This window comes from Streptomyces turgidiscabies Car8 (assembly GCF_000331005.1).
GTDB lineage: Bacteria > Actinomycetota > Actinomycetes > Streptomycetales > Streptomycetaceae > Streptomyces > Streptomyces turgidiscabies.
Genome location: NZ_AEJB01000104.1, coordinates 41,044 through 63,206 on the forward strand (window position 1 = coordinate 41,044; position 22,163 = coordinate 63,206).

At 69.0% G+C, this 22,163-nt stretch carries 20 protein-coding genes and 2 pseudogenes; 8 read left to right on the forward strand and 14 right to left on the reverse strand.

The genetic code is table 11. The features are described from left to right. Window positions 1–109 precede the first annotated feature (109 nt). Window positions 110–718, forward strand: a complete 609-nt coding sequence (locus STRTUCAR8_RS05945; RefSeq protein ID WP_044471706.1) for a hypothetical protein — start codon at window positions 110–112, stop codon at window positions 716–718. Between the two features lie 128 nt (window positions 719–846). On the opposite strand, the pseudogene STRTUCAR8_RS05950 reads toward STRTUCAR8_RS05945, so the two are convergent. Further along, a pseudogene (locus STRTUCAR8_RS05950) lies at window positions 847–1,257 on the reverse strand (transposase family protein); the annotation flags it as partial. Here STRTUCAR8_RS05950 and STRTUCAR8_RS05955 point away from each other — a divergent pair. Then, window positions 1,253–2,611 carry a helix-hairpin-helix domain-containing protein gene (locus STRTUCAR8_RS05955; protein WP_006374591.1) on the forward strand — a complete coding sequence of 453 codons (1,359 nt, stop codon included), beginning with the start codon at window positions 1,253–1,255 and terminating at the stop codon, window positions 2,609–2,611. The pseudogene STRTUCAR8_RS05950 and the gene STRTUCAR8_RS05955 sit on opposite strands and share 5 nt — an antisense overlap. A 260-nt stretch (window positions 2,612–2,871) precedes the next feature. Here STRTUCAR8_RS05955 and STRTUCAR8_RS05960 read toward each other — a convergent pair whose 3' ends face one another. Together STRTUCAR8_RS05960 and STRTUCAR8_RS05965 are read right to left on the reverse strand one after the other, a co-directional pair. Continuing rightward, window positions 2,872–3,243 (reverse strand): hypothetical protein, encoded by a 372-nt coding sequence (locus tag STRTUCAR8_RS05960; protein ID WP_078507127.1) that lies wholly within the window; start codon window positions 3,241–3,243, stop codon window positions 2,872–2,874. Window positions 3,244–3,270: 27 nt separating this feature from the next. Then, complete coding sequence (locus tag STRTUCAR8_RS05965; RefSeq protein ID WP_006374571.1) at window positions 3,271–4,140, reverse strand: IS5 family transposase; 870 nt, start codon at window positions 4,138–4,140, stop codon at window positions 3,271–3,273. 373 nt (window positions 4,141–4,513) lie between these two features. Between STRTUCAR8_RS05965 and STRTUCAR8_RS53215 the strand changes: the two are divergent. Then, window positions 4,514–4,700: pseudogene (locus tag STRTUCAR8_RS53215) on the forward strand (MmyB family transcriptional regulator); the annotation flags it as partial. 268 nt (window positions 4,701–4,968) lie between these two features. On the opposite strand, the gene STRTUCAR8_RS05970 reads toward STRTUCAR8_RS53215, so the two are convergent. Then, the gene (locus STRTUCAR8_RS05970) at window positions 4,969–5,343 is read right to left on the reverse strand and encodes a winged helix-turn-helix transcriptional regulator (protein ID WP_006374544.1); all 375 of its coding nucleotides are present in this window, start codon (window positions 5,341–5,343) and stop codon (window positions 4,969–4,971) included. Window positions 5,344–5,433: 90 nt separating this feature from the next. On the opposite strand from STRTUCAR8_RS05970, the gene STRTUCAR8_RS05975 reads away from it, so the two are divergent. The 3 genes from STRTUCAR8_RS05975 to STRTUCAR8_RS52340 all read left to right on the forward strand — a co-directional run bounded on the left by STRTUCAR8_RS05975 (window position 5,434) and on the right by STRTUCAR8_RS52340 (window position 8,189). After that, window positions 5,434–6,246, forward strand: a complete 813-nt coding sequence (locus STRTUCAR8_RS05975; protein ID WP_006374553.1) for an MBL fold metallo-hydrolase — start codon at window positions 5,434–5,436, stop codon at window positions 6,244–6,246. Between the two features lie 243 nt (window positions 6,247–6,489). Beyond that, on the forward strand, window positions 6,490–6,840 hold the full coding sequence (locus tag STRTUCAR8_RS05980; protein WP_006374543.1) for a YybH family protein: 351 nt from the start codon (window positions 6,490–6,492) through the stop codon (window positions 6,838–6,840). 992 nt (window positions 6,841–7,832) lie between these two features. Beyond that, window positions 7,833–8,189 carry a hypothetical protein gene (locus tag STRTUCAR8_RS52340; protein ID WP_143666387.1) on the forward strand — a complete coding sequence of 119 codons (357 nt, stop codon included), beginning with the start codon at window positions 7,833–7,835 and terminating at the stop codon, window positions 8,187–8,189. Window positions 8,190–8,673: 484 nt separating this feature from the next. Here STRTUCAR8_RS52340 and STRTUCAR8_RS05985 read toward each other — a convergent pair whose 3' ends face one another. The 10 genes from STRTUCAR8_RS05985 to STRTUCAR8_RS06020 form a co-directional block, all read right to left on the reverse strand. Continuing rightward, window positions 8,674–9,852, reverse strand: a complete 1,179-nt coding sequence (locus STRTUCAR8_RS05985; protein WP_006374552.1) for a Wadjet anti-phage system protein JetD domain-containing protein — start codon at window positions 9,850–9,852, stop codon at window positions 8,674–8,676. Next, the gene (locus tag STRTUCAR8_RS53940; RefSeq protein WP_319355190.1) at window positions 9,849–10,964 is read right to left on the reverse strand and encodes an SbcC/MukB-like Walker B domain-containing protein; all 1,116 of its coding nucleotides are present in this window, start codon (window positions 10,962–10,964) and stop codon (window positions 9,849–9,851) included. The genes STRTUCAR8_RS05985 and STRTUCAR8_RS53940 overlap by 4 nt, the downstream gene beginning before the upstream one ends. 632 nt (window positions 10,965–11,596) lie before the next feature. After that, the gene (locus STRTUCAR8_RS53945; RefSeq protein WP_006374556.1) at window positions 11,597–13,291 is read right to left on the reverse strand and encodes an ATP-binding protein; all 1,695 of its coding nucleotides are present in this window, start codon (window positions 13,289–13,291) and stop codon (window positions 11,597–11,599) included. Continuing rightward, a complete protein-coding gene (locus tag STRTUCAR8_RS05995; RefSeq protein ID WP_006374577.1) occupies window positions 13,288–13,752 on the reverse strand; it encodes a DUF4194 domain-containing protein in 465 nt (154 codons plus the stop codon). The genes STRTUCAR8_RS53945 and STRTUCAR8_RS05995 overlap by 4 nt, the downstream gene beginning before the upstream one ends. After that, window positions 13,749–13,877 (reverse strand): hypothetical protein, encoded by a 129-nt coding sequence (locus STRTUCAR8_RS55070; RefSeq protein ID WP_277814644.1) that lies wholly within the window; start codon window positions 13,875–13,877, stop codon window positions 13,749–13,751. Before STRTUCAR8_RS55070 ends, STRTUCAR8_RS05995 begins: the two co-directional genes overlap by 4 nt. Then, on the reverse strand, window positions 13,874–15,316 hold the full coding sequence (locus tag STRTUCAR8_RS06000) for a DUF3375 domain-containing protein (RefSeq protein WP_241784674.1): 1,443 nt from the start codon (window positions 15,314–15,316) through the stop codon (window positions 13,874–13,876). The genes STRTUCAR8_RS55070 and STRTUCAR8_RS06000 overlap by 4 nt, the downstream gene beginning before the upstream one ends. Before the next feature lie 179 nt (window positions 15,317–15,495). Continuing rightward, complete coding sequence (locus STRTUCAR8_RS06005) at window positions 15,496–16,845, reverse strand: AAA domain-containing protein (protein WP_006374542.1); 1,350 nt, start codon at window positions 16,843–16,845, stop codon at window positions 15,496–15,498. Then, window positions 16,835–18,346, reverse strand: coding sequence for a hypothetical protein (locus STRTUCAR8_RS06010; protein ID WP_006374568.1), 1,512 nt, complete (start codon window positions 18,344–18,346; stop codon window positions 16,835–16,837). The genes STRTUCAR8_RS06005 and STRTUCAR8_RS06010 overlap by 11 nt, the downstream gene beginning before the upstream one ends. Then, window positions 18,343–19,482 (reverse strand): hypothetical protein, encoded by a 1,140-nt coding sequence (locus STRTUCAR8_RS06015; RefSeq protein WP_006374539.1) that lies wholly within the window; start codon window positions 19,480–19,482, stop codon window positions 18,343–18,345. Before STRTUCAR8_RS06015 ends, STRTUCAR8_RS06010 begins: the two co-directional genes overlap by 4 nt. 48 nt (window positions 19,483–19,530) lie before the next feature. Next, on the reverse strand, window positions 19,531–20,376 hold the full coding sequence (locus STRTUCAR8_RS06020; RefSeq protein ID WP_006374566.1) for a hypothetical protein: 846 nt from the start codon (window positions 20,374–20,376) through the stop codon (window positions 19,531–19,533). A gap of 135 nt (window positions 20,377–20,511) precedes the next feature. On the opposite strand from STRTUCAR8_RS06020, the gene STRTUCAR8_RS06025 reads away from it, so the two are divergent. Then, window positions 20,512–21,834: a metallophosphoesterase family protein gene (locus STRTUCAR8_RS06025; RefSeq protein ID WP_006374596.1), complete on the forward strand. Its 1,323-nt coding sequence runs from the start codon at window positions 20,512–20,514 to the stop codon at window positions 21,832–21,834. After that, on the forward strand, window positions 21,831–22,163 hold a 333-nt coding region (locus STRTUCAR8_RS06030; RefSeq protein ID WP_006374540.1), incomplete at its 3' end, for an AAA family ATPase. The genes STRTUCAR8_RS06025 and STRTUCAR8_RS06030, both read left to right, overlap by 4 nt.

Below are 22,163 nucleotides of genomic sequence, written 5' to 3' on the forward strand. Positions count from 1 at the left end.
ACGCTCCCGGGCGGGACAGCCGGGTTTAGGACGTGTATCGAAATTGACCTGGGGGCATGTTCCAGAATCCTGTAGCTGCTCGTATCGCGGACCTGCGATGGTGTCCGTCATGGATTCCGAGCCGCGCACTGATCTCGCTCGCCACCATGACTCAGGGGGCTGGTTGGCTCGGTTCGCAGATCGGATGCTTGTGGTCTGTCCGCGATGCGAGGGCCGCGCTCTCGTGATCCCCCGGCCTGGCCTTTCCGATCCCAGATACTTCAGCGAGCTCCTGTTCCAGCCGCGTCGTCTGGCTTGCGGCGGGTGTGGTGCCGTCGCCGACTGGAAACCTGAGGTGCAGGGGGCTGGTCTGGTCGGCGCGGTGCTGGGTGGTAGCGAGGATCCGTTCTTCCAGCGGCCTCTGTGGCTGCAGACCCGTTGCGCCGGTCACATCTTGTGGGCCTTTAACGAGGAGCACGTCAACGAGCTGTCCGCCTATGTCAGGGCGCAATTGCGAGAGCGTGGCGGTGTGCGGCCGACGATGTCGATGTTCGCTCGGCTGCCCGCGTGGATGAAGGTGTCGGACAATCGCGCGGAGGTGCTGGCCGACCTGGAGACGCTGCGGGTACTGGCCGAACGGATGGCACCTGCCGACCGCTCCGATGCCGCGCACGGGCACGGTGACCGTCCCAGAGCGCACAGGAGTATGTACTTTCGGGGCGGCCCGTATGAGTCTTGAAGGCCCTTGTCACAGCCATTCGTTGATGGTTGCGATCAGGACGGTTGCCTCGTAGCGGACCGCGAGCTTGTCTTACGAGTTGGTGCGTGATAGCGGGTGAGGTGTGTTGGCCTTGCTCACGGCGGCCTTCAGATGTTGGCGGTGCGGTCGGAGACGAAGCCGGCGATAGCGCGGTAGGTGTCGGGCAGGCGGTCGCGGCGATGTGTCCAGCGGGTCAGTTGTTTCCAGCGTTTGTGGTCGGCGAGGGCGTGTTCGACGGTGATGCGGTCCGAGGAGTGTTCGTGGCGGTCGCGTTCCCACTGCTCGACTCTGCCGGGCAATGCTGCCGGCCGGGGCTTTCTGGGTGGTGTGATGGCTTGGCCGCGGTGGTCGCGGTTCAGGCCGAGGTAGCCGTCGTCCAGGAGGACCTCGACGTCGGGGAAGTGCCGGAAGCAGACGGCGATGCCTTCGTTGCGGGCCGCCGTGGCGTCGTGCATACGCCCAGGTCGCAGGGCATCGGTCCATAACGTGCGGCCTTGCCAGTCGGCAATCACGGTGGCCGCCCACGCGCATACCGACTATGCGCACAGGAAGACCGGCCGCCAGGAGATCACCCCGATCAACCCCGAGCTGGAAGACGCCCTGGAGCCGATTCTCGGGAACACCTACCACCTGCTCGTCTACCAGGAGCAGTTCATGGCGATCGGCCGCCGGCTCGCCGGGTACACCCTGGGCGGCGCCGACCTGCTGCGCCGCGCCATGGGCAAGAAGAAGCCCGAGGTGCTGGCCGCGGAATGGGAGAAGTTCCACGGCGGGATGCGGGACAACGGGTACTCGCAGGAGTCGGTCAAGGCCCTGTGGGAGGTGATGCTGCCCTTCGCCGGGTACGCGTTCAACAAGTCCCACTCCGTGGGCTACGGCCTGGTGTCGTACTGGACGGCCTGCCTCAAGGCGAACTTCCCCGCCGAGTACATGGCCGCCCTGCTCACCTCGGTCGGCGACCACAAGGACAGGGCCGCGATCCACCTCGCCGACGCCCGCACGCTCGGCGTGCGGGTCCTGCCCCCCGACATCAACGCATCCGTCGCGAACTTCACCGCCGTCGGCGAACACGTCCGGTTCGGGCTGCGTTCGGTCCGCAACGTCGGCGAGAAGGTCATCGAATCCCTGGTCGCCACCCGCACGTCGAAGGGCACGTACACATCCTTCCCCGACTTCCTCGACAAGGCCGACCTCGCGGCCCTGAACAAGCGGGCCGTGGAATCGCTGATCAAGGGCGGGGCGTTCGACTCGCTGCACCACACCCGCAAGGGGCTGTCCGCTGTCCACGAAGACGCCATCGACGCGGTCATCCCGGTCAAGAAGCAGGCCGCGATCGGACAGGACGGCCTCTTCGGCGGCCTCGGCGGCACCGACGACCAGCCGTTGTTCGGCCTCGACTTCCCCATCGACGACGAAGAATGGCCGCGCAAGCAACTCCTGGCCGCCGAGCGGGACATGCTCGGCATGTACGTCTCCGCGCACCCCCTGGACGACACCGAGCACATCCTGTCCCGCCACCGGTCCACCACCATCACCGAACTCACCGCGTCCGGCCGCACCGAAGGCGTCGTCACACTCGCCGGCCTCGTCACCCACGTCCAACGCAAGACGACCAAAGACGGCAGGACCTGGGCAGTCGTCTGCCTCGCAGACCGCGACGGCGAGATGGAGATCCTGTACCTCCCCGCCACCTACCCGCTGGTCCAGCACGCGTTGACGCCGGACAGTGTCATTGCCGTCCAAGGCCGCCTCAACGAACGCGACGGGAACGTCAGCCTCGTCGGCCAGGAACTCGCCGTACTGGACATATCGCCCGCCGAGAGAAGCGGGAAGCCACCGTACGGCGATGCGACATACCGCGAGTCCACCTGAGTCCCGCCGAGCCGACATCAGCAGTCGGCGGTTTCCATACCCCGCCCCGCAAGTCCCGCGTCCTTCGGCTCGGGTGGCGGCCTGTCATGGTGGCCAGGATCAGAGCCCGCCAGGGTTGCCCACTGCGCAGGCGAATACTGCAACTCTCGAATACTGACACTTCACCAGTGCTCCCACACCACGGCCGAAGGGCTGATCGGCGGCGTCACCGGCGCCCTGGCCTCGCCGGCCACGCTGCTTCTGGGCCGCTAGGCCGTGTTTTAGAAGGTGCTGGTCTGGTGGGTTGGGCGTCCGGGGAAGTTGCGGGCGGCCAGCCAGACGATGAGGTCGCCTGCGATCCGGTCGATGCTGGTATCGGTGTCGACCTTGTGTTCACGGCGGGTGGTGTCGCGTCGGACGATCTCGTAGCCGCCTTCGTCAGCGACAGCGACGGACACAAACCAGGCTGGGTCGTCCTGGTCGGGCTGGACGACGACGAACGTGTTGTCCTTGTCGTTGAGTTCGCTGATCAATTCGAACAGGGCATCCTCGGACGGGTCGTCGATGTGGTCGCCGTTTTCGCTGTCTGCGCAGTAGTACTTGGCGGCCACTGGACTCTCCCCATGGTGCGCTGTCGGTTCGGGCGCCAGCATGGCACGGCCGGATGGGCCGGCGGCAGGTCACAGCCACTGCTGGACCGCCGCGATCTGAACCGTCGCCTCGAAGCGGACGGCGAGCTTGTCGTATCGGGTGGCCACGGCCCGGTGCTGTTTGAGGCGGCTGATCCCGCACTCGACCGCGTGGCGGGCCTTGTAGTCCTGGCGGTCGAAAGCGGGCGGACGCCCTCCCGTGCCGCCTCGGCGCCTGCGGTTGCGGATCTGGTCGGCCGGCTCGGGGATCGTGCACCTGATCCCGCGTCGGCGCAGGTAGGCGCGGTTGGCTCGCGAGGAATACGCCTTGTCGCCCCGTACCCGCAATGGACGCACCCGCGGGCGTCCGCCGGCGGTGCGGGGCACCCGGATCGCTTCGAGGACCCGCTCGAACTGCGGGCTGTCACCCCGCTGGCCCGCCGTGACCAGCAGCGCCAGCGGCTTCTGCCCCTGCTCACAGGCCAGATGGATCTTCGTGGAGAATCCGCCGCGCGAGCGGCCCAGCCCGTGATCGTCCGGCTCGGTCCGCGTCCCGCCCGCAGGTTCCTTCTGCCCGGCCGTGTCCCGGCGGGCACCGGCAGCATGCTGATGGGCCCGGCAGACCGTGGAATCGACGTTCACCTCCCACACGATCAGACCCGCAGCATCGGCCCGGGCCTGCAGAGCAGTCAAGATCCCAGCCCACACACCCTCACGCTGCCAACGCCTGAACAGCCCGTAGACCGTCTGCCAGTGCCCGTACTCGACCGGCAGATCCCGCCACGGCACACCGGTCCGCACACGCCACCGCACCCCGTCGATCAACAGACGCCGGTTGCGAACCGGACGCCCCAGTCCCCCGACCGGCAACAACGGCTCCAGCACCGACCACTGCTCATCCGAAAGATCCCCACGCCCCACCCCGAGATCATCGCGGCCCGAAGAGGAACTGCGGGGTCACTTCCAAAACACGGCCTAGGACGCGCTCGGGCACCTGCGGCTGATCGCAAGCACCACGCTCCTTTCCACCGCAGTACGCCGCACCCTCGCACTGCGGCTGCATCAGGCTGACGCCGATCACCCCTGGCAGGGGCGCCGCTTCAGTGTGGGCTGGGGCACCCGTGGCGAGCTGGAGTACCACCCGGTGCGCCTCGACCTGGTGGCCGAGCTTCCAGGCCGATACCGCTGTCGACGAGGGCCGTTACCGTCACCCAGTGCGCTTCGCTTCCTGCGGCTTCGGGAAGACCTCACACCGGGCGACGTACCGCCGTTCGACAACTGAGTTCTCGGTTGGCATCCCCTCGTCGGCGACCTCACCCTGTCCTTCGAGACATTCAGCCTGCCCGACGGCAACGACCAGGCCCTGATCACGCATCACGCGCAGCCGGGATCACCGTCCGCGGAGGCCCTGATGAGCTCTTGCTGGCTGGCGCGCGGACGCCACGCGGGCCGGATCGGGCACGTCGGCCCCGTCCGCCTGACGGGACCGCAGAGCGGCCGCATCCGCACCTGGGCACGCCGAAGACCGTCGTGCCGCTTCGACCTGCACCCTTGTCCCTGGGTTCTCCGGTGGCCCGCACGATGACCACCGACGATCCCGCGTCGACCGCGATCAGCAGGGTCAGAAGCCGTTGCGCATCTACGGTCAGCGACGGCGAGCCGAATCCTGAGCTCCCACGCGGTTCATGCTGCTCGGGGCGTTCGCTCATACGGCGGAAGCACGGTGGCGTGTGCACCGAGCCTGCCTTTTCAGGGCTTCGGGTCGGTGGTGTGGGTGTGTCGGTGGTGGGCGTAGTCGCCGGTGTGCTGTTCGGCCCAGTCCTGCAGGTGTTGCAGTGCGGCGGTGACGCCGAGGGCGAGGTCGGTCAGGGCGTACTGCACCGTCGGCGGGCGGCTGGTGTGCACGGTGCGGGTGATCAGTCCACCGCCTTCGAGGTCGCGCAGGGTCTGCGCGAGCATCTTGTCGCTGACGCCGCCGGCCCGCCGGCGCAGCTCGGACCAGCGTTGCGGGCCGTCCATGAGATCCACCAGGACCAGGGCGGCCCACCGGGCGGTGACCAGGTCGAACAGCTGCCTGCCGGGGCAGGCGGGATCGCGGACGTTGCCTCGCGTGCTTTCCTGCACGTGCTCACCTCACCTAAAGGTATGTACTTCCCAGGAGAAAGTAACTCGGTCAGAGTGAGGGAGCCAATCCCTGATCGTCAAGGAGTACTTGTGGTAACCGACGATGCCGTGACCCGCGCCGCGAACACCGTGACCGTGCTCGGCGGCCCTACCGCCCTGATCCGCCTGGCCGGCTGGACGCTGCTGACCGACCCGACCTTCGACGCCGCCGGCACCGAATACCAGGACGGCCCGGTCCTGGTGCGCAAGACCGCCGACCCGGCGCTGAAGCCCGGGGAACTGCCCGCTCTCGACGCCGCCCTGGTCAGCCACACCGGGCATCAGGACAACCTCGACACCATCGGGCGTACGGTGGCCTCCGGTGCCTCGGAGGTGTTCACCACCGCTGCTGGCGCCACCGATCTCGGGGGCGCAGCGGTCGGCCTGGAGCCCTGGCAGACCCGGACCCTGTCGAAGCCGGGCCGTATGCCGCTGAACATCACCGCGGTCCCCGCCCGCCACGGGCCCGTCGGCACCGAGGACATCACCGGTCCGGTCACCGGCTTCCTCCTGCACACCGATGACGGCTCGGCACCGAGTGTGTACGTCTCCGGTGACACCGTCGACCTGGACGCGATGAGCGCCCTGGCCGGCCGGTACCGCGTCGACGTGGCGCTGCTGCACCTGGGCGCGGCCGGCTTCGAGGAGCTCGGTGACATACGACTGTCGCTGACCGCGACCCAGGCCGTCGAGGCCCGCCGCATGCTCGGCGGCCCCCTCGTGGTGGCCGTGCACGCCGAGGGCTGGGCGCACTACACCGAAGACCGCGGCCACGTCCAGCAGGTCTTCGACGCCGCCGGCGTCCCGCTGCGCTGGCCCACCCCGGGCGAGCCCATCACCCTGCCCGCCCCGCACACCCGCTGACACCTCACCCCGTGCCGCCGCCGGTGCACCGGCCCGCTCCTTCTACGCCGCCGGAGACGCGGGAGCGGCTGCGGTCACCGCCCTGCACGAGGGCCTCGCCACCGTGCAGGCCGACACTATCGACGCGCACAACAGCGCCAGCAGCTTCTGAGGCTGACGCCGCGCACCACCAGTCAATGGCTCACAGGGATCGGCCTGTGGCCGACCCGCCCGTCCACAACGAAAGAAAAGAAGAGGAAGAATATGAAACCGGAAGTCGTGCACGAGCGCTTCGCCGAGTACCTCAAGGACCGGGACCTCGACGGACTGGGTTCCCTGTTCGACGAAGACGCCATGTTCGTACCGGGATCGGGACAGGAGCCGGTCTACGGCAGGGAAGGCATCAAGGAAGCGCTGAAGCCCTACCTCGCCTCGCCCAGCACCATGGAGGTGGTGGCCGCGTCGGTCCATCAGAACGGCGACCTGGCGATGGTCCAGGCGTCCTGGCGGATCACGGGTGAGAGCGGCACCGCGGAAGGAAAGGCGGTCGAGGTGATGAGGAGGACGAGCGAGGGCGACTGGGTCTACATCATCGACAACCCCTACGGCGTCTGATTCCCGGCATCCCGGCATCCCGTCGGGCGACGGTTCTCGATGCGGCCGCCGCTTGCTGCCCGGCGTCGATGACACGGTCATGTTCCGGTGTGTCCGGGCGCAGTTGGCTGGTGAGGGTGAGCAGGTCTCCGACATGGCGTTGCGAGATGAAGGCTCCGCTGCCGGCGGTGAACCGCCGGCTTGTGTACCCGAGCCGCGATGGCGAGCTGGTCGGGCCGCCCTCCCCACGGGGAACCGCGGCGTCGCGTGGTGTCCTTTTGGTTGGTGAACGGTGTGGTGGTCATGGGGCCTCCCGTGCCCACGGACTGATCGTCGATCGTGTTGTGACGGGCAGTCTGTGGGCACGGGGGAACGGTGTCACGTGTCCCTTCCGTTCCGTATCGGCTGAGGGATTTACATCCTGGGGTCGGTGCGGTTGGCGGTGTTGTGCGGCTACGGGGCCGTTCCGGCCGGCTCGGGCTCGTGGTCCAGAAGGAGTATCCGGTCCTGTTCCAGCCACGGCTCGTGGTCCATGTGGCCGTTCACCACGCCGCAAAGCACAGTCCGCGAAGCCGTTTGGGGTGATCCGGAGGCTGCTGGGCACCCCGTTCCTGTTGCGCCGGCCCGCCGGCGCCCGCATCGGGCTGTGGCAGTCCGAGAAGGTCCGGGCCCGCCGCAGCTGCGCGCAAGTGCCTGGGGAGGGTCGGCGCCGAGTTCCCCGGCGCACCGGTGTGCTGCATCACCCTCCGCCTGTCCATCCGGTCCGCCCCGGACGGCGGTGGTGGGGCTCGCGGCACCGCCGGCCGTGTCTGCCGGAACCAGTACTACGTGCGCCCGCACCGGTGCATCTACGCCTGGCTCTGTCGGTGAGTCGTGGGTTCTGGCACAGATCTTGGGGAGCGGTCGCGGAGTGTCACTGGGGCAGCACGAGTTGGGTCAGCCCGCAGGACGGTTTGCCGGGACAGTCGAAATTTCCGGGCACTCTCGCGAGCCGTGCTGGCATCGTATGAATCATGGCAGCGATAGACGACACACCCGAGCCTGACAGCCCTGTCCGCAGCGCTTATCCGCCCCTGCTGGAGGCAGCGTGGCTGTATCAGGCGGATCAAGTGTGTCCGGAAGACCTGCCGATGACCGCTGCCCAGGCACTCGCAGTTGGAATGGACACGCCGGCCCTGTGCGAGCTCGCTGGTCTGCCGCGTCATGCGGACCCCCGGGACATCCGTGACACATTTGAGCAGGCTCTTCAAGAATTGGGTATCAAGCTGCCCGATCACCACCTGTCCCGACGATACGCGCTGCGCAGGCTGGCCGCGCGATTCACCGCCGGGGAGGTGGATTGTGGCGTAGCTGACGCGTTTGCTTATTGATCTTGGTTGTGGCCTGGTGTTGCTCAGTTGTATTGAGCGGTAGGTCTGTTCCGTGGGTGGGGTTTATGCGGAGTCGAGTGTCCGGCGCCGGAGGATACGTGGGCTGAACTGGCTGTTTGGTGCTGCGCAGTGAGCTGAGTGGGGCAGCGCTTTTTGCTCAGTGTGGTTGGTGCGCCTGTCGGTGCTGGTGCTGGCCGGTCTTGTGAGGGCTGGGGCGTGCAGGTGCGAGGCCTGGCCCGGGCCCAACGCTGGATCAGGGCACGGGCCGCCTCGTCATCATCGGTCTCCGTCCGCAAACGGACGATGGTGTCCCGCCTCGGTAGCCGGGCCCGGGGGCCCGGGGGGGGCGTTACGCCGGCCAGAGCGGTCATGTCCGGCGTTATCACGGAACCGCGGACCACCCGGCCGGACGGACGCGGGCGTGGCCTCGCCCTCGACCACGGTCCTGGTCCTCTCCGGCCGCCGGTGTTCTCGGCCTTGGGTGTCATTCCCGGTGCCGTGTCAGCGCCTCTCGCACGGCGGTGATGGCGATGCGCTCCTGCTCCAGGCGCAGGTGCGGTCGGTAGGTGCCGGTTCGCAGGTCCTGGTCGAGGCGGGCCTCCTCGGGGGTGAGGTGTGTCAGGCCGCCGCGTGCCTGTGTCTTCTCTTGGCCCCAATGGGACTCGTGGGCGAGGAGGGTGGCGCGGTCCATGAGCAGTGACGTGGTGTGCGGGAAACGTCCTCGGACCTGGTCGAGGATGGCGAAGCCATGGGTGTCGATGTCGCCCCAGTAACAGAGGTCGACATCGTCGAGCCAGGGCAGATGACGCAGCAGGGCGGCGGCGTATCCGGAGCCGAGGATGGCGACGGCGTCGGGGACCGGCGGCAGTGAGAGGTAGGTGATCTCGTTCTCGAGGACGAAGACGGTGCGCACCCCCGGGGACCAGCCGGCCAGTTCCTCGGCGCGGACGGCGAGTTCGCTGAAGGGCAGGGGAGAGGCGCCGAGGTAGCGCAGGCGGATGTAGACGGGCTTGGTGCGGAAGCCGTACCGCGCGACGAGATCGTTTCTCGGTGCGCTGGTGTCGACGCGGCTCTCGGGGAGCACACAGTCGAGGAGTTCGGCGAGGATTCCCTTGTTGGTCTCGATGAACTTGGTGTCCACGCCGGGGACGTCGATCTCGCGCAGGTAGACCGCCTCGGTGTCGTGGTCGCGGATCCAGCACGTGGTGCGCACGAGCCGGTGCCAGTCTGCGGCGTGGGCGAGGACCTTCATGGGGTGGTCGGCCATCCACCGTGCGATGCCGGGATCCTGGTGGGTGGTCTGTTCGTGCAGGGTGTGGAAGTGGTCGACCTGGGTGGTGACGCGGAGCAGTGTCCAGAGGCGGTCGCGGGTGTCGACCCAGGCTCGGGCCGGGACGGTGTTCGAGGGGGTGCCGTTGCGGCCTCCGATGGATTTGGTCTGGATGCGCAGATGCGGGTGTCGGCTGGGGGCCCAGGATTGGGCCCAGGTGAGTGCCTGCTCGTAATGCTGCAGAGCATCGGCTGCGGTCGGGCCCTTCAGTGGCACTCCGATGGGTTCGAAGGGGTGTCCGCCCGCGGCGGCGGTGAGGTAGCGGCCGCTGGTCCACTTGCGGCGCAGGGTTTCCACCACATGCTCGGGGCGGGTCCATTCTGCCGGGGTCACGAGCGCTCCTTCGGGGGCTGGTTCGCCTGCTGGGCTGCTGCCTGCTTGTGGGCGCGGAACTCCTCGATGGTGAGGTTGTTCAGGCGGGAGCGGGTCTTGTCGGGGCGGTCGACGTAGCCGACGCGGGTGACGTGGGGTTCGATGACGTGGAGTTTCTGGAGCGGGGTGACGACGAGGAGTTGCAGGCCCAGGCGCTGGAACAGGTCGAGGGCGAAGTGGGCGGAGGGGTCGTCACCGCGTCCGAAGGCCTCGTCGATGGTGACGAAGTGGAAGGTCTTCGGTTTGGGAGCGGTGGGGTCGATGCGGAACTGGTAGGCGAGGGAAGCCGCGAGGATGGTGTAAGCGAGTTTCTCCTTCTGGCCGCCGGACTTACCGCCGGAGTCGGAGTGGACCTCGTACTCGGCGCCGTCCTCGCGGTTGAGCTCGCTGGCGGAGAAGACGAACCAGCGCCGCACGTCGGTGACCCGGGAGGTCCACTCCTTGTCGAGGCGGGTGTGCTCCGGGCGGCCCTTGAAGCGGTCGAGGAGCGCCTTGACCTGGAGGAACTTCTCTTCGGTGTACACGTCATCGGTGTCGTTCGAGAGCGTTTCGCTGGTGCAGGCGCGCAGGTCGTGCTGGAACTCGCGGACCTCCTTGTTCGGCGTGGGGGCGGCGTTGAGCCGGATGTAGCGGCCCGGGTTGTAGTCGATGCCGCCCAGCGACGTGTTGATCACATCGATACGTTCGCGGATCTGCTGCTCCTGAGCGCCGAGACGGGCCTGGAACGAAGCGATGTCGCGGACGACATTGGTGCGCAGGTACAGGAGGAACTGCTCCTCGAACCGGGGCAGGTCCTCGTCGGTGAGCCGGCTGTGCAACGCGCGGTAGCCGTCGGCGGATTCGACTGTGTTGTCCAGCTCGGCGGTGTGGACCGGGTACCTGCCGCGGAAGGCGGTCATCAGCGCCGCCGCCTGGCTGCCGACGTGGCGCAGGGCGTCGTGGCGGCTGCCGCTGCTGCGCAGCAGACGTGCTTCGGCACGGCGCTCGGCGTCGTCCAGCATCTCCAGGAGTTTGTGCTCGTCGCTGCCGGCTGCGGGCAGGAACTTCCTCAGGGGTTCCTCGTGCTCCGCCATGCCGTCGAGGTCGCACTGCGCGAGGAACGTGGTGGTCCTGCCCAGCAGGCCGGCGATGTGCCGGACGTCTCGGCGCAGACCGCCCAGCTCCTCCTGCCCCGTGGTGAACGTCTTGCTGCTCTGTACGATCTCGTCCTCGGTCCGCCGGAGCTGTGCGGTGAGCTTGTCCAGACCGGCTTCTGCTTCCAGGACGCTCTTCTGCTGCTCGAACTGCTCGATGTCCGCGACGGTGCCCCGCCAGTCGAGTTCCGCATAGGTGTCGACGCTGGCCAGCAGGGTGAGGGCGGCACTGGTTCCGGCGCGGGCCCGCTGCTGCTTCTCGAGTTCCCGGGTGGCTGCGGTGATGTCGGCGCTTTCGCGGGTGAGGCGGGTGGCCTCGGCGAGGAGGGCGTCGAGCTTGGCCTGGTTGCTCCAGCCCAGCACCCAGTTGCGCCGGTCGTCGATGCGGTAGGCGTCGTTCTTCTCGTGGCGACCTCCGCCGCCCTTGACAAGACCCTGCCGGGTGACAGCGGGCCTGGTGGCGCGAGTGAACGCCTCCAGGTCTTCGGCGCACAGGTAGTCGGCACGCGAGCGCAGCCGCGCGGCGAGCCAGTCGCGGGCCCAGATGTCGGACTTGAGCTGCAGTTTGCCGCTCAGCAGGGCGGGGTCGTCCGGCAGCGTGGTGATGGGTGTGTGGGCGGGGACCTGGTAGTAGACCAGTCTGAGGCCCAGGTGACGGCCGTTGACCCAGGCCGAGACGGTGTCGTAGTGGGCGTGGGGGACCAGCAGGGACAGGGCGAACCCGTGCAGTACGCCTCGGCGGCGCCGGCCCACTCGGCTTCGTCGTCGCGGACCTGGATCAGCTCGCCGGCGAACGGCAGGACCTCGTCCAAGACACCCGCGGCGGTGGCGAGTTCGCGGCGCAGGGCCAGCAACTCGGCGGGGATGCTGGAGCGCTGCTGCTGCAGGCTGCTGATCTCGCGCCGCAGCGCTTCGGTCGCGAGGGTGTTGCCGTGGCGCGCGACGGCGAGATCGTCGAGTTTCCCGCGGGCCTGCTGCTCTTGCTCCTCGGCCCGGGAGCGGGCGGTGGAGATCTGGTCGGTCCGCTCACGGAAGGAGGCGGCGTCGGGGACGGGATCCATGCCGGCCTGCGTGAGCCAGGTGCCGTACTCGGTGGCGCGCTTGCGGCGCCGTTCGCGTTCGCGGCCGAGCTCTTCGATCCTGCCGGTCAGGGAGATGAGCTTCTCCCCGCCGACGCCGTCGATACGGCGCCGCAGGCCGTCGGCCGTCCCGCGCAGCTGTTCCAGCTGCCCCTCGCGGGTGGACTGCAGTTCCTCCAGGTCCGCCGCACCGGACATCAGCGCGGTGTGACGTGTCGTGAGAAGCCGGTGGCGGTGCTGGGCGAAGAACGCGGGGACGGCGCTGCGGCGCTTGTCCAGGGTGGTGATCTCTCCCTGGACGGTGTCGTACCGGTCGCATGCCGTCACGATCGGTGTCAGGTCCTCGATCATCCGACGGGCCCGGACGACCTCGTTGTGGCTGGCGGTGAGCGCGTCGAAGTGGGCGACGATCTTGTCGACGGCCGTCTTCGCGTCGAACGGCTCCAGCATCCGCTCGCGGACGAACTCGTCCAGGCTGCCCACGGCCTTCATCGACACCGTCTGGTGGAACAGGTCCAGGGCCTGCAGGCTGGGGATGCCCAGACCTCTCAGCAGTGCCTTGCCGTACTGGGTGTATGTGCTGCCGTGGATGGTGGCCCCGCGCTGTTTCAGCTGCCGGCGCAGGTCGGTGATGTCGGTGCCGAAGCCGGTGAAGTCGGTGTCGACGGACAGTGGTGCCTCGGCGGTGAGGTAGAACCGCTCGGGCTGCCCGGTGCTGGTCGGGGATGTCCAGTAGAAAACCTGGGCGAGCGTGAGGTGGGTGCCGAGGACGTAGTTGGCGAAGACGCCCAGGATCACGCTGTAGGACGTGTGGTCGCGCAGCCCCACGGGGCGGGTGGTGTCCGATGCCTCGACGCGCTCGTTCTTGTGATGGCCGAGGACGTAGGACCGCAGGTCGCGCTCCTTGGCGTCGGCGCCCGCCGCCTTGTTGTAGGCGATCTTGTGGGCGGGCAGAAGCAGCGTGGTGAGCGCGTCGACGAGGGTGGACTTCCCCGATCCCACGCCCCCGGTGAGCAAGGCGCAGTGCCCGTCGATGGTGAAGGTGCAGGTGGTGCGGTGAAAGGTGCCCCAGTTGAGCACTTCCAGACGGGCGAGCCGGTAACCGGGGCCGACGCCGGACGTGCCGGCCGGCTCTGCGGGCGTTGCCTGCCGGGGGATGAACGCTGCCGGGTCGGTGGTGAGGGTCATGTGTCGTCCTTGGCCGTGGTGGAGGCAGCGTCGCGGTAGGTGGCGAGGAGGTCGTTGAAGTCGTTGAGGGCCTGGGCGTCGACCAGGGCCTTGATGTGGCGGCGGACCTCGTAGGCGCCGGTCTGTTTCGTCTGACGCAGTGCCTTGAGGTCGACGAGCTTCTTGATGTGGGCGTCGATCTGGTCGACGAGCTGGGCTTCGTTGCTGCGTGGCGGGAGGAAGCCGCGGACCATCTCGACCAGGTCGTCACGGGTGAGTACCAGGCGCGGGTCGGCGGAGTCGGCGTCGCTGTCCGCGAGCCGTCCGCGCAGCAGGACGAGCATCAGGCTGACGGGGAACGAGAGCCGGTGGCGGGTGACCAGCCGCGGCACCGGGACGCCGTCGTCACGGGAATCGAGCTCCTGCTGCCGGACGTAGGCGTAGCCCTCGGCGCGGTCGATGACGATGTCGAGGCCGATCACGCCGAGGTAGTCGCCGATCGCCGCTGCTGGCTGACGATCTGCTCCCAGACGGCAGGGGCGTCGCCCTGGTAAAGCACGCCCGCTTTCAGCAGGTGGACCACGGGGACGGTCAGGGGGTCGCTCACTGATGCTCCGTCTTTCCGGCGGCGGTGCCGCGTTCGTCGCGTACGAACGTCACGTGCGGCACTCTCGCCTGCGTGTGCCCGGGCACGTGGACGCGCGGGTAGACCAGGAGGTCGGCGCGGTCCGGGTCCACGATCATGTCCAGGCCGGGGTGCTCCACCTGGAAGTAGGCGAGCAGCTCCGCGAGCCCCAGGGCCAGCGGGTGGTCGTCGACGATGGCGGCCAGGTTCGCCTGGCCGCTCGGGCTTGCGGCGACCGCCTCCAGGACATGGCCGGTCAGCGCCTCGGTGTCGACGTGGACGCCGGAGAAAAGCTCGGAGATGTCCACTTCCGCGTCCTCGGACTCCTCCACCGCGGCGGTGTCCAGCTCGATGCGTTCGACGGGCATGTACAGCCGTCGCTCCATCGGCAGCGTCAGATCCGCCTTGGGTACGTCCAGCGTCATGCCGGGCAGGTCGGCTCGGCCTTCCAGGGCGGTGACGTGACGCTGGATGGAGCGCACCAGCGCCAGTACGCGGCGGTCCTCCGCTCGGCTGCGGTCGACCAGGAAGCGGCGCAGCTGCTCGGTCAGCTGCCGGACCGTGTCCTGGGTGTTCTCGGCTGCCTCCAACCAGGCGAAGGGGACCTTCAGCAGGCTCTGGTTGGCCCTGCCGTCCAGTTGCGGCAGCTGGTTGACCTGTTGCAGCAGCTCCCGCAGTTCCTGCTGGCGGCGGGGGGAGAGGAGGTAGTCGAAGAACGCCTGGAAACTCTGTCCCTGATCGGACCGGGCGATCTCGTCGCGGTCCAACAGGAACGCGGCCAGCTGCTCTCCCTTCCCGCCCTCGGCGGTAGCGACCTGGTGGCGCAGCCGTACGTCCAGTTCCCGAAGATTCGCCTCCACTTCGCGGAAGTCCCGCAGGAGTTCGACCGCGGTGCTCTCCACCTGCTGGTAGCGGTCCAGCAGAGCGAGCGGGGACAGCATGTCGACCTCACCGGCGAGCAGCCGGGCGATCTGGGCGTCGATCGCGTCACGCTCCCGGCGCAGTTCGTCGATGCGTGTCTGCGGATCGGTCTCCGTGCCGAACGCCATCTGCCGCAGGAGCGCGACGATGGTGTTCAGGCGGGACTCGGTTCCGATGAACGAACGTGCGGGCAGCTCCCGCACCCAGGCCACCCCCTTCTCGAGCGCCGCAGTCGCGTCGAAATGCGCCTCGTCCTCCCCGGGCGGGTAGTACTTGCGCAGCCAGCCGTTCTTCGTCCACTCCGCCAGATAGACGTCGGCGGACCGGGGAAACGAGCCGGGCTTTTCCTCGTTGAGAAGGTAGAGCCGGTCGTCCAGCCGGGACTCCAGCACGGTCTCCGGCACACCGCGCGCGTTTTCGTCGACGAACACCGTGCCGCAGAACGACAGCACCAAAGCGGCATTGTCCGCACGCAGCAGCACCCACGCCGGATGACGCATGAGCTCTGTGACCTGGTCGAAATCCACACAACCCCCCGATCGCATGCAAAGTCTGTCCTGCCCCGGGCGCGGCAGGTGACGTCACTCTAGAAACCGGCACTGACAAAACCCGGGAAAACGAATGAATTTGCGAATTCAGCGGGAAAGTCCCGCACCCGGGCGTTGACGTCGCACGGGCATCATGCGGCGACGCGGTGTTGGGCGAGTTTGGCCAGCATGACCTGGTTGGCCTCCCACCCGTCTGGGAATTTGGCGCGCACGGAAAGGTGCACCGGGTCCATTGAGGGGTGGCTGTCGAGGAGGTCGGTGATTCCTTCGCGGGCGACGACGATGCATGCCTGCCGGTGACGGGAGGCGAGGACACACAGCCGCCCGGCCTCCAGATGGAAGGCCGTGGCGTCCCGGCGGCCGGACAACGGGTGCACGACGATGACGACTTCGAACTCGCGGCCCTGCAACCGGTTCGCAGTGTCCACCGCCACGCCCCGCGCGGCGGGGTTCCCGGTCCGGGCGAGCGCGGCCCGGACCAGTTCGGCCTGGTCGCGGTGGGCGACGCCGATGGCGATGTCACGGGCGTCCAGGGGCCGTCCGTCCGGGTGGCGCTCGCAGGTGGCGACTGCTCCGCGGATCAGCAGCCGGGCGGCGAGATCGGCGGCGGTCCGGATGGTTTCGTTGTCGGTGCGCGGTACGTGTCTGCGGGGCAGTTCGTGCAGGGCCCAGCCGGTGGTGAACGCCTTGGCGAGGGTCTCGTCCAGGTCGGTGCGGGCGAACCCGGTGGTGCTGAACTCCAGGGCGCGGGTGGCCTCTTCGGTGCCGGCGGTGAAGCGGTTGAAGGGGTAGAACGCCTGGGCGATGGTCGGTGCGGCCGAGGCGGGCAGGCGCCAGGACACCGGCAGCCGGTGCACGGGGATACCGGGGTTGTGTTCCAGCATCACGCTGACGCCGTTCTGCGTCGGGTCGTGCGGCAGCCCGATCCAGCGCTCGGTGCCGACGATTGTGAACGGGTCCAGCTGGCCCGGGTCGCCGACGAACAGACCGCGGTCGAAGTGCTCGACGATCTGCAGCAGCATGTCCGAGCGCATCTGGTAGGCCTCGTCCAGGATTGCCCAGCCGAACGTGGTGGCGTCGCGGACGGTGGCCCACTTGGCGGCGGTGCCGACGACGATCCGGCAGCCGGCCAGATCGGCCAGGGTGCGCCCGATCGTGATGTTCGTCAGCTCGCTCAGGGCCTGCGGCGGGCTGTAGGTGCTCGCGCTCAGACGGCCGAGGGGAAGGTCGGGGTGCTTGTCGGCGAGCCGCTCGATCAGGTCGTCGACCTGGTTGTTGGTCTGGGCGACGATGATCGGGCGTTCGTCGCCCGCCGTGAGTTCCTGGGCGGCGTCGACTACCAGGGTGCTCTTGCCGGCGCCCGGAGGGGAGTCGACGACGACGGCCCTGTGCGGGGAGTTGGCCAGGTCGGCCAGGATTGCTGCGGTGGCGGCGCCCGCAGCCGCGGACGCGTCGAACGTGGTGGTGTCGTCAGTCGTCATTGCCCCACTCCTCTGCGGCGGCGTCCTCGGGTACGGCGGATTCGGTGTCCGGCCCGTCCGGGCCGGCACTGTGCGTCCACGGGGTGTGATCGGACACCGGGAATCGTGGCTCCGGGCGCCACCCCGGGTCGGGCAGGTAGTCGATGCTCTGGCCGGGCTCCGGCACCGTGCCCGGCTTCGGGACGACAGAGCGCCCCATTCCGCCCGTGACCTCCACCATGACCAGCGTGGCGTCCCCGCCGGGAAGGACGGAGACGATCACGGCCTTGTGACCGGCCGGCATGGACGGGCTGATCAGCCTCGTGTCGGCGGCCAGCCGCACGGGATCCTCGGTGCGGACGGTGACCCGCGGTCGTGGCACCCGCCTGTTCTTTGCCGTGGTGACCGTCCGGCCGGATTCGGTCTCCACGACCGTCCCGGCGAACGCCTCCCCGGCGCTGCGCCGGTCCGCCCGCACGAACCGGTCGTCGAACGCCGTCTCGGACTCGAAGTCGGCCAGCGCGCGTTCCAGCCGGCTCAGCCTCCGGGCCGCGCTGATCGCGGTGTCCCGCTTGCGCTGCGGAAGGCCCCCGGCGTCCCGGTCGTCGGAGTAGCGGGTGAAGGCCGCGCAATCGCGTTCGAAGCGCCTGGCGGTCTGCGGCGCCTCGCGTACGGACCGCAGAAGCGATATGGCCTCCCACACCATGCGCCAGGTGGGCTGGATCTGCCCCGCGATCAGCTCCCGCAGGTCGGACTCGGCGGTGGCCAGCGCACGCGGGTCACCGAGGGCGCGGGCTGTGTCGAACCGTCTGATCGCCGGCGCCAGGTCGCGGTTGTCGAACTCGGGGGAGGTCGTCGGGCCCGCTGGCGGGCACACGTCCGGGTTCTCCGCCTCGGCCATGGCCTGCTCGACGCTCAAGCCCGCTGGGGGAGAGATCCAGGCCATCAGGGAGGCGAGGTTCTGGTCCTCCAGCGTGCTCTGGCCGGTCGCCCAGTGCTCGGTGAGCATCCCCGTGACGGGCAGCAGAAGGGAGGTGCCTGCCTGCTCGGCCCTGTCGACCAGGAACGTCAGCCACATGCCGAACTCGGGGACGACATCCGGCACCGCGTGAGGACCGGACGTCGAGCGGAAGCGGCACATGCGTCCCAGATCGGCCAGGGCCTTGACGCCGCCGGGGTTGGGCACCAGGACCTGCGGCGCGTCGGTGTACAGGGAACGCTCGTCTTCACCGCGGCGGTTGTGACGGAAGGAATCGATGTAGTCCACCACGATCCGGCCGAGACCGGCGGCGAACGCGAACCGCTGGTCCCGGTTGCGGGGCTGCGACACGACCAGCAGCGTCCCGGTCCTCCTGGAGGAGCCGACCATCGCGGCCAAGGGCGCCCCGGCCTCTCCGGCCATGGCCAGCGGGACGATCACCAGCGGCCGGCCTGACAGACGCCGGTGCCGGTACTCGGTCAGCGGCACCGCCCGCATCGACTCCATCGCCTGCACATGCGCCAACGCCGACAGTATGCTCACGCCGCACCTCCGAGACCGTCCAGTTCGGCGCGCAGCCGTGCTGCGTGCCGCAGGGCGTCGGCCATCTCGGACTGTGCCTCGCTGGGCTGCAGTTCGCCGTGGGCCAGCCCCATCACCATGGTCGTGGTGTCGATACCGCCGAACTGCTCGCGCACCACCGGCCCGAGGACATCCAGCGAGGCCTCCGCGCGGGCACGGCTGCGGCAGTAGAACGCCATCTCGCAGTGGTTCAGGCAGTCCGGACGGTAGGTCACCAGGACCCGATCCAGCGATGCGGCCAGTTCCCCGGCCGGGCGCCGGGGCCGTTGCTCCTCATCCAGGTCGAGATCGAAGGTGAGGCCCTCGGGCACCAGGTCCACCAGGTCGCCGATGCGCTCGATGCGCGACAGCTGGCGGCTCAGCGCGGCCACCTGCTTGCGGGCATCGACGAACGCCGCGGTCGGCCGGTTGGTGAAGTCCTTCGGCGCGACCAGCACGACCGTGTCGGACACGGCCTGCCCGTCGATACCGGCCCGCGCGAGCAGGTCACGCAGCGCGATGATGTACGCGCACGCCTGCGTGGTCGCCGCCCGCACCTGCGTGGGATCGGCCTGCCCGTCGAGGATCGGGAAGCTCTTGATCTCCACGATGTGAAAGCGCCCGTCGACACGGAACGCCACCAGGTCCGGCTCCAGGAACGCATCGTGCCCGCCGACCCGCAGGCGCAGCATCGGATGGTCGAACAAGGTGCCGTCACCGTCACCCCGGGCAGCCTGCAGCAGCACCTGTGCGGTGCGGTCGTGGCGCACCGCGGCGCGGCCGTCGCCGCCGACGTTGTTCAGGTCCTCGTACCCCACCTCCGGCAGCGTCAGCTGCAGGGTCTCGCGCAGGACCCGCACCAGCTCCGCGCAGCCGTTGTCCTTCACCATCGTCTCGAAGGCGTTTCCGCGCGCGAGGGCGAAGACGGACTGGCCGAAGGGCGAGGGGTGGCCGGCGTGCGCGGCGATTGCGGCCTTGTCAGAGCCGGAGGCGTCGAGCAGTGCCCGCAGTGTGCAGCGCGGGTTGTTCTGCAGGGCCGCCAGCGACCGGGCGTTGTAGTCCAGGCGCTTCGCGGATCCGCGAAGCGCGGCGAGGCGTTCGTCGACTGGTGCATTCACGGTCTCGTAGATCCTTGCGGGGGAGAAGGGACTGCTGAGCGTCAGGGGTCAGGCCCGGGCCGTCCGCAGGTACGTCACGCCCTGCGCGGGCGCGCCGAACAACTGCTGGTCGTCCTTGAGCGACTTGCGTGCCCGCCGTGCGGCCTCCGCCCGGGCGGCGCGGTCGGCGTCGGCATGCACGTCCAGCTCGGCCCCGGCGGCGTCGATCACCTGCTGCGGGTCCATCGCGCCCTCGTGACCGGCCACGCTCCTCGGCAGGGCGTCGGGGATGTTCACCGCGAAGCGCCACAGCAGCCGCAGCGCCTCCGGACCGGGCCCGCCGACTGTGGACTCGGCCGAGGTGCGCACGGCCTCGGCGATGCGGATCGCGCCGGTGAGGAAGTCCACGCGCGGTGACAGCGGGCCGATCATTCGCTGGTCCAGCGTCCAGGTGCTGATGGTGATGAGCGCCCGCACCGGCGTCAGCAGGTCGTGCGCCAGTGCCGGGCACAGGTAGTACGGCCGGGCGCCGGGGCTGGACAGGTAGGAGCGCTCCTCGTCCCGGCGCAGGCTGGAGAGCTTGGACGCGGACAGCTCGCCCGGGAAGAACGCCTCGTGCACGCCGACGATCAGTTTGGGGGCGGCCGGGGTCCCGAGCAGCATCAGGGCACGGTGGACGTGCTCGCGCGCCGGGAGCTGTGACCCCCGCGCGGCCGGAGCCGCTGCCGGTACGGGGTGAGGCGGGGTGGTGGCCGGTTCGTCGGCGTCGACGAGGGCGTCCCAGGCCCGCTCGGCGCGGCGCAGTTGCATCCGCAGCTCACCGGCGCGCTCGGTGTCACCGGCTGCGGAAGCGTCGCGAATCGCGCGGCGCAGGGTGCTGATGCTCTTCTCCAAGGCGTCCAGCGGATCACTCATGCCCCAGACGTTACCAGAGTTCCAGAGCTTTCCAGATTTCTTCCCGAGATTCGGTGTACAGTCGGCGCCACCGAACCTCCGGCCGCAGCGGCGCAGCCCGCGCCGCCCCGCAGACCGTTCCCCTGGAGGCACCCCGTGACGGGACGCGTGTTCCACACCTCCGACTGGCACCTGGGCCGCCAGATCGGCCGCTACCGGCGTGATACCGAAGTCGACGCCGTCCTGGACGAGATCATCGACATCGCCGCCGATTTCGCCCCCGACCTGATCGTGCACAGCGGCGACCTGTTCGACAGCTCCCGACCGGGCCTGGACGACCTGCGCCGTGCGGCGCAGGTACTGCGCCGCCTCGGCGAGATCGCGCCCGTGGTCGTCGTCGCCGGCAACCACGACACCACCTACGTCCTGGCGTTCCTGAAGTTCATGCTGAGCGACATGGGAACCCGCGAAGGGGACGAGGCCAGGGTCCGCTTCGCCACCGACGCCCGCCCCGACGGGCTGCTCGTGGCCGAATACCCCACCAGAGGCGGGGAGCTGACACTGCGCATCGGCGCGCTGCCGTACCTGCACCCCAACCGGTTCACCTACGACTTCGCCGACCCCGGCATGACAACCGCGGCCTACACCGAGCGGATACGCATCGTCCAGGCCGACGTGTACCGCCGCCTGGCCGCGGGCCGCGGCGCACGGGACGTCCTGATCTTCGCCGCCCACCTGTTCGTCGAGGGGGCCACCCCTTCCCACTCGGAGCGGAAGATCTCCCTCGCCGCCGAGTACGCAGCCGCCGCCGCTGACCTGCCCGAGGTCGCCTACGGCGCCCTCGGCCACATCCACAAGCAGCAGTCTGTCGGCCGTGCCGGCTTCCCGGCCCATTACGCGGGCAGCCCGCTGCAGATGGACTTCGGCGAGAGGGGCGACACCAAGGGCGTGGTGCTGGCCGAGGTCGGCCCGGGCATCGAGCCCCGCATCGACTTCGTGCCGCTGACCGCCGGCCGCCGTCTGATCCGGCTGGAAGGCACCTTGGAAGAGATCACGCAACGCGCCAGCCGTGTCGGAGACGCCTGGGTGAAGGCGGTGGTGAACGTGGAGGTCTCCAACCCCTTCCTGCCGGACACCCTCGCCAAGATGATGCCGCAGGCGACGCTCGTCGACATCGACGAACGCCGCACCGGGGCAGCCGACCGTGTACTGGACCGGGAGGCCTCCACCGGAGAACTCCCCGATGTCGAAGACCTGTTGCGCGACTACCTGCCCGGCCGCGGCACCACCGGCCTGGCCCTGGACCGTGCCATGGCCGCCCTCGCCCATCTGCAGGCCGAACCCGACCCCGACGATCCCGCCCCGTGCTGCGAGGAGAACCTGCTGACCGCGGCCATCGCTGGCCAATCCCTCGACACCATCGACCGCTCAGGCCTGCTGCCCGGCATCGACACTCCCGGTGCGGAGACAACGCGATGAAACCCCTGACACTGTCCCTCATCGGACTGCGCAGCTACCCGACCCCGGTCACCGTCGACTTCACCGGCAAGAACCTGGTCGCCACCGTCGGCAACACCGGCGCTGGCAAGAGCAGCATGCTCGACGCCATCGTCTACGCCCTGTTCCGCAAAAGCTCCTGGGACGCCAAGGAACCTCGGCAGCTCATCGCCGACGGTGCGCAGGCCATGAGCGTCGAACTCACCTTCCTGCACAACGGACAACGCTGGCACATCCATCGCACCATGCACGCCACCAACCCGAACGCGGCCCGGCACCATCTGAGGAACCTCGACACCGGAGAGGAGGTC

Excerpts from the sequence above, each read along its gene's own strand:
- STRTUCAR8_RS06005 (WP_006374542.1), bottom strand. The coding sequence starts at position 16,845 with ATGACGACTGACGACACCACCACGTTCGACGCGTCCGCGGCTGCGGGC.
- STRTUCAR8_RS52340 (WP_143666387.1), top strand. The coding sequence starts at position 7,833 with ATGGCAGCGATAGACGACACACCCGAGCCTGACAGCCCTGTCCGCAGC.
- STRTUCAR8_RS05945 (WP_044471706.1), top strand. The coding sequence starts at position 110 with ATGGATTCCGAGCCGCGCACTGATCTCGCTCGCCACCATGACTCAGGG.
- STRTUCAR8_RS06020 (WP_006374566.1), bottom strand. The coding sequence starts at position 20,376 with ATGAGTGATCCGCTGGACGCCTTGGAGAAGAGCATCAGCACCCTGCGC.
- STRTUCAR8_RS53940 (WP_319355190.1), bottom strand. The coding sequence starts at position 10,964 with ATGGCGGAGCACGAGGAACCCCTGAGGAAGTTCCTGCCCGCAGCCGGC.
- STRTUCAR8_RS53945 (WP_006374556.1), bottom strand. The coding sequence starts at position 13,291 with ATGACCCTCACCACCGACCCGGCAGCGTTCATCCCCCGGCAGGCAACG.
- STRTUCAR8_RS06000 (WP_241784674.1), bottom strand. The coding sequence starts at position 15,316 with ATGCGTCATCCGGCGTGGGTGCTGCTGCGTGCGGACAATGCCGCTTTG.
- STRTUCAR8_RS05960 (WP_078507127.1), bottom strand. The coding sequence starts at position 3,243 with ATGCTGGCGCCCGAACCGACAGCGCACCATGGGGAGAGTCCAGTGGCC.
- STRTUCAR8_RS05980 (WP_006374543.1), top strand. The coding sequence starts at position 6,490 with ATGAAACCGGAAGTCGTGCACGAGCGCTTCGCCGAGTACCTCAAGGAC.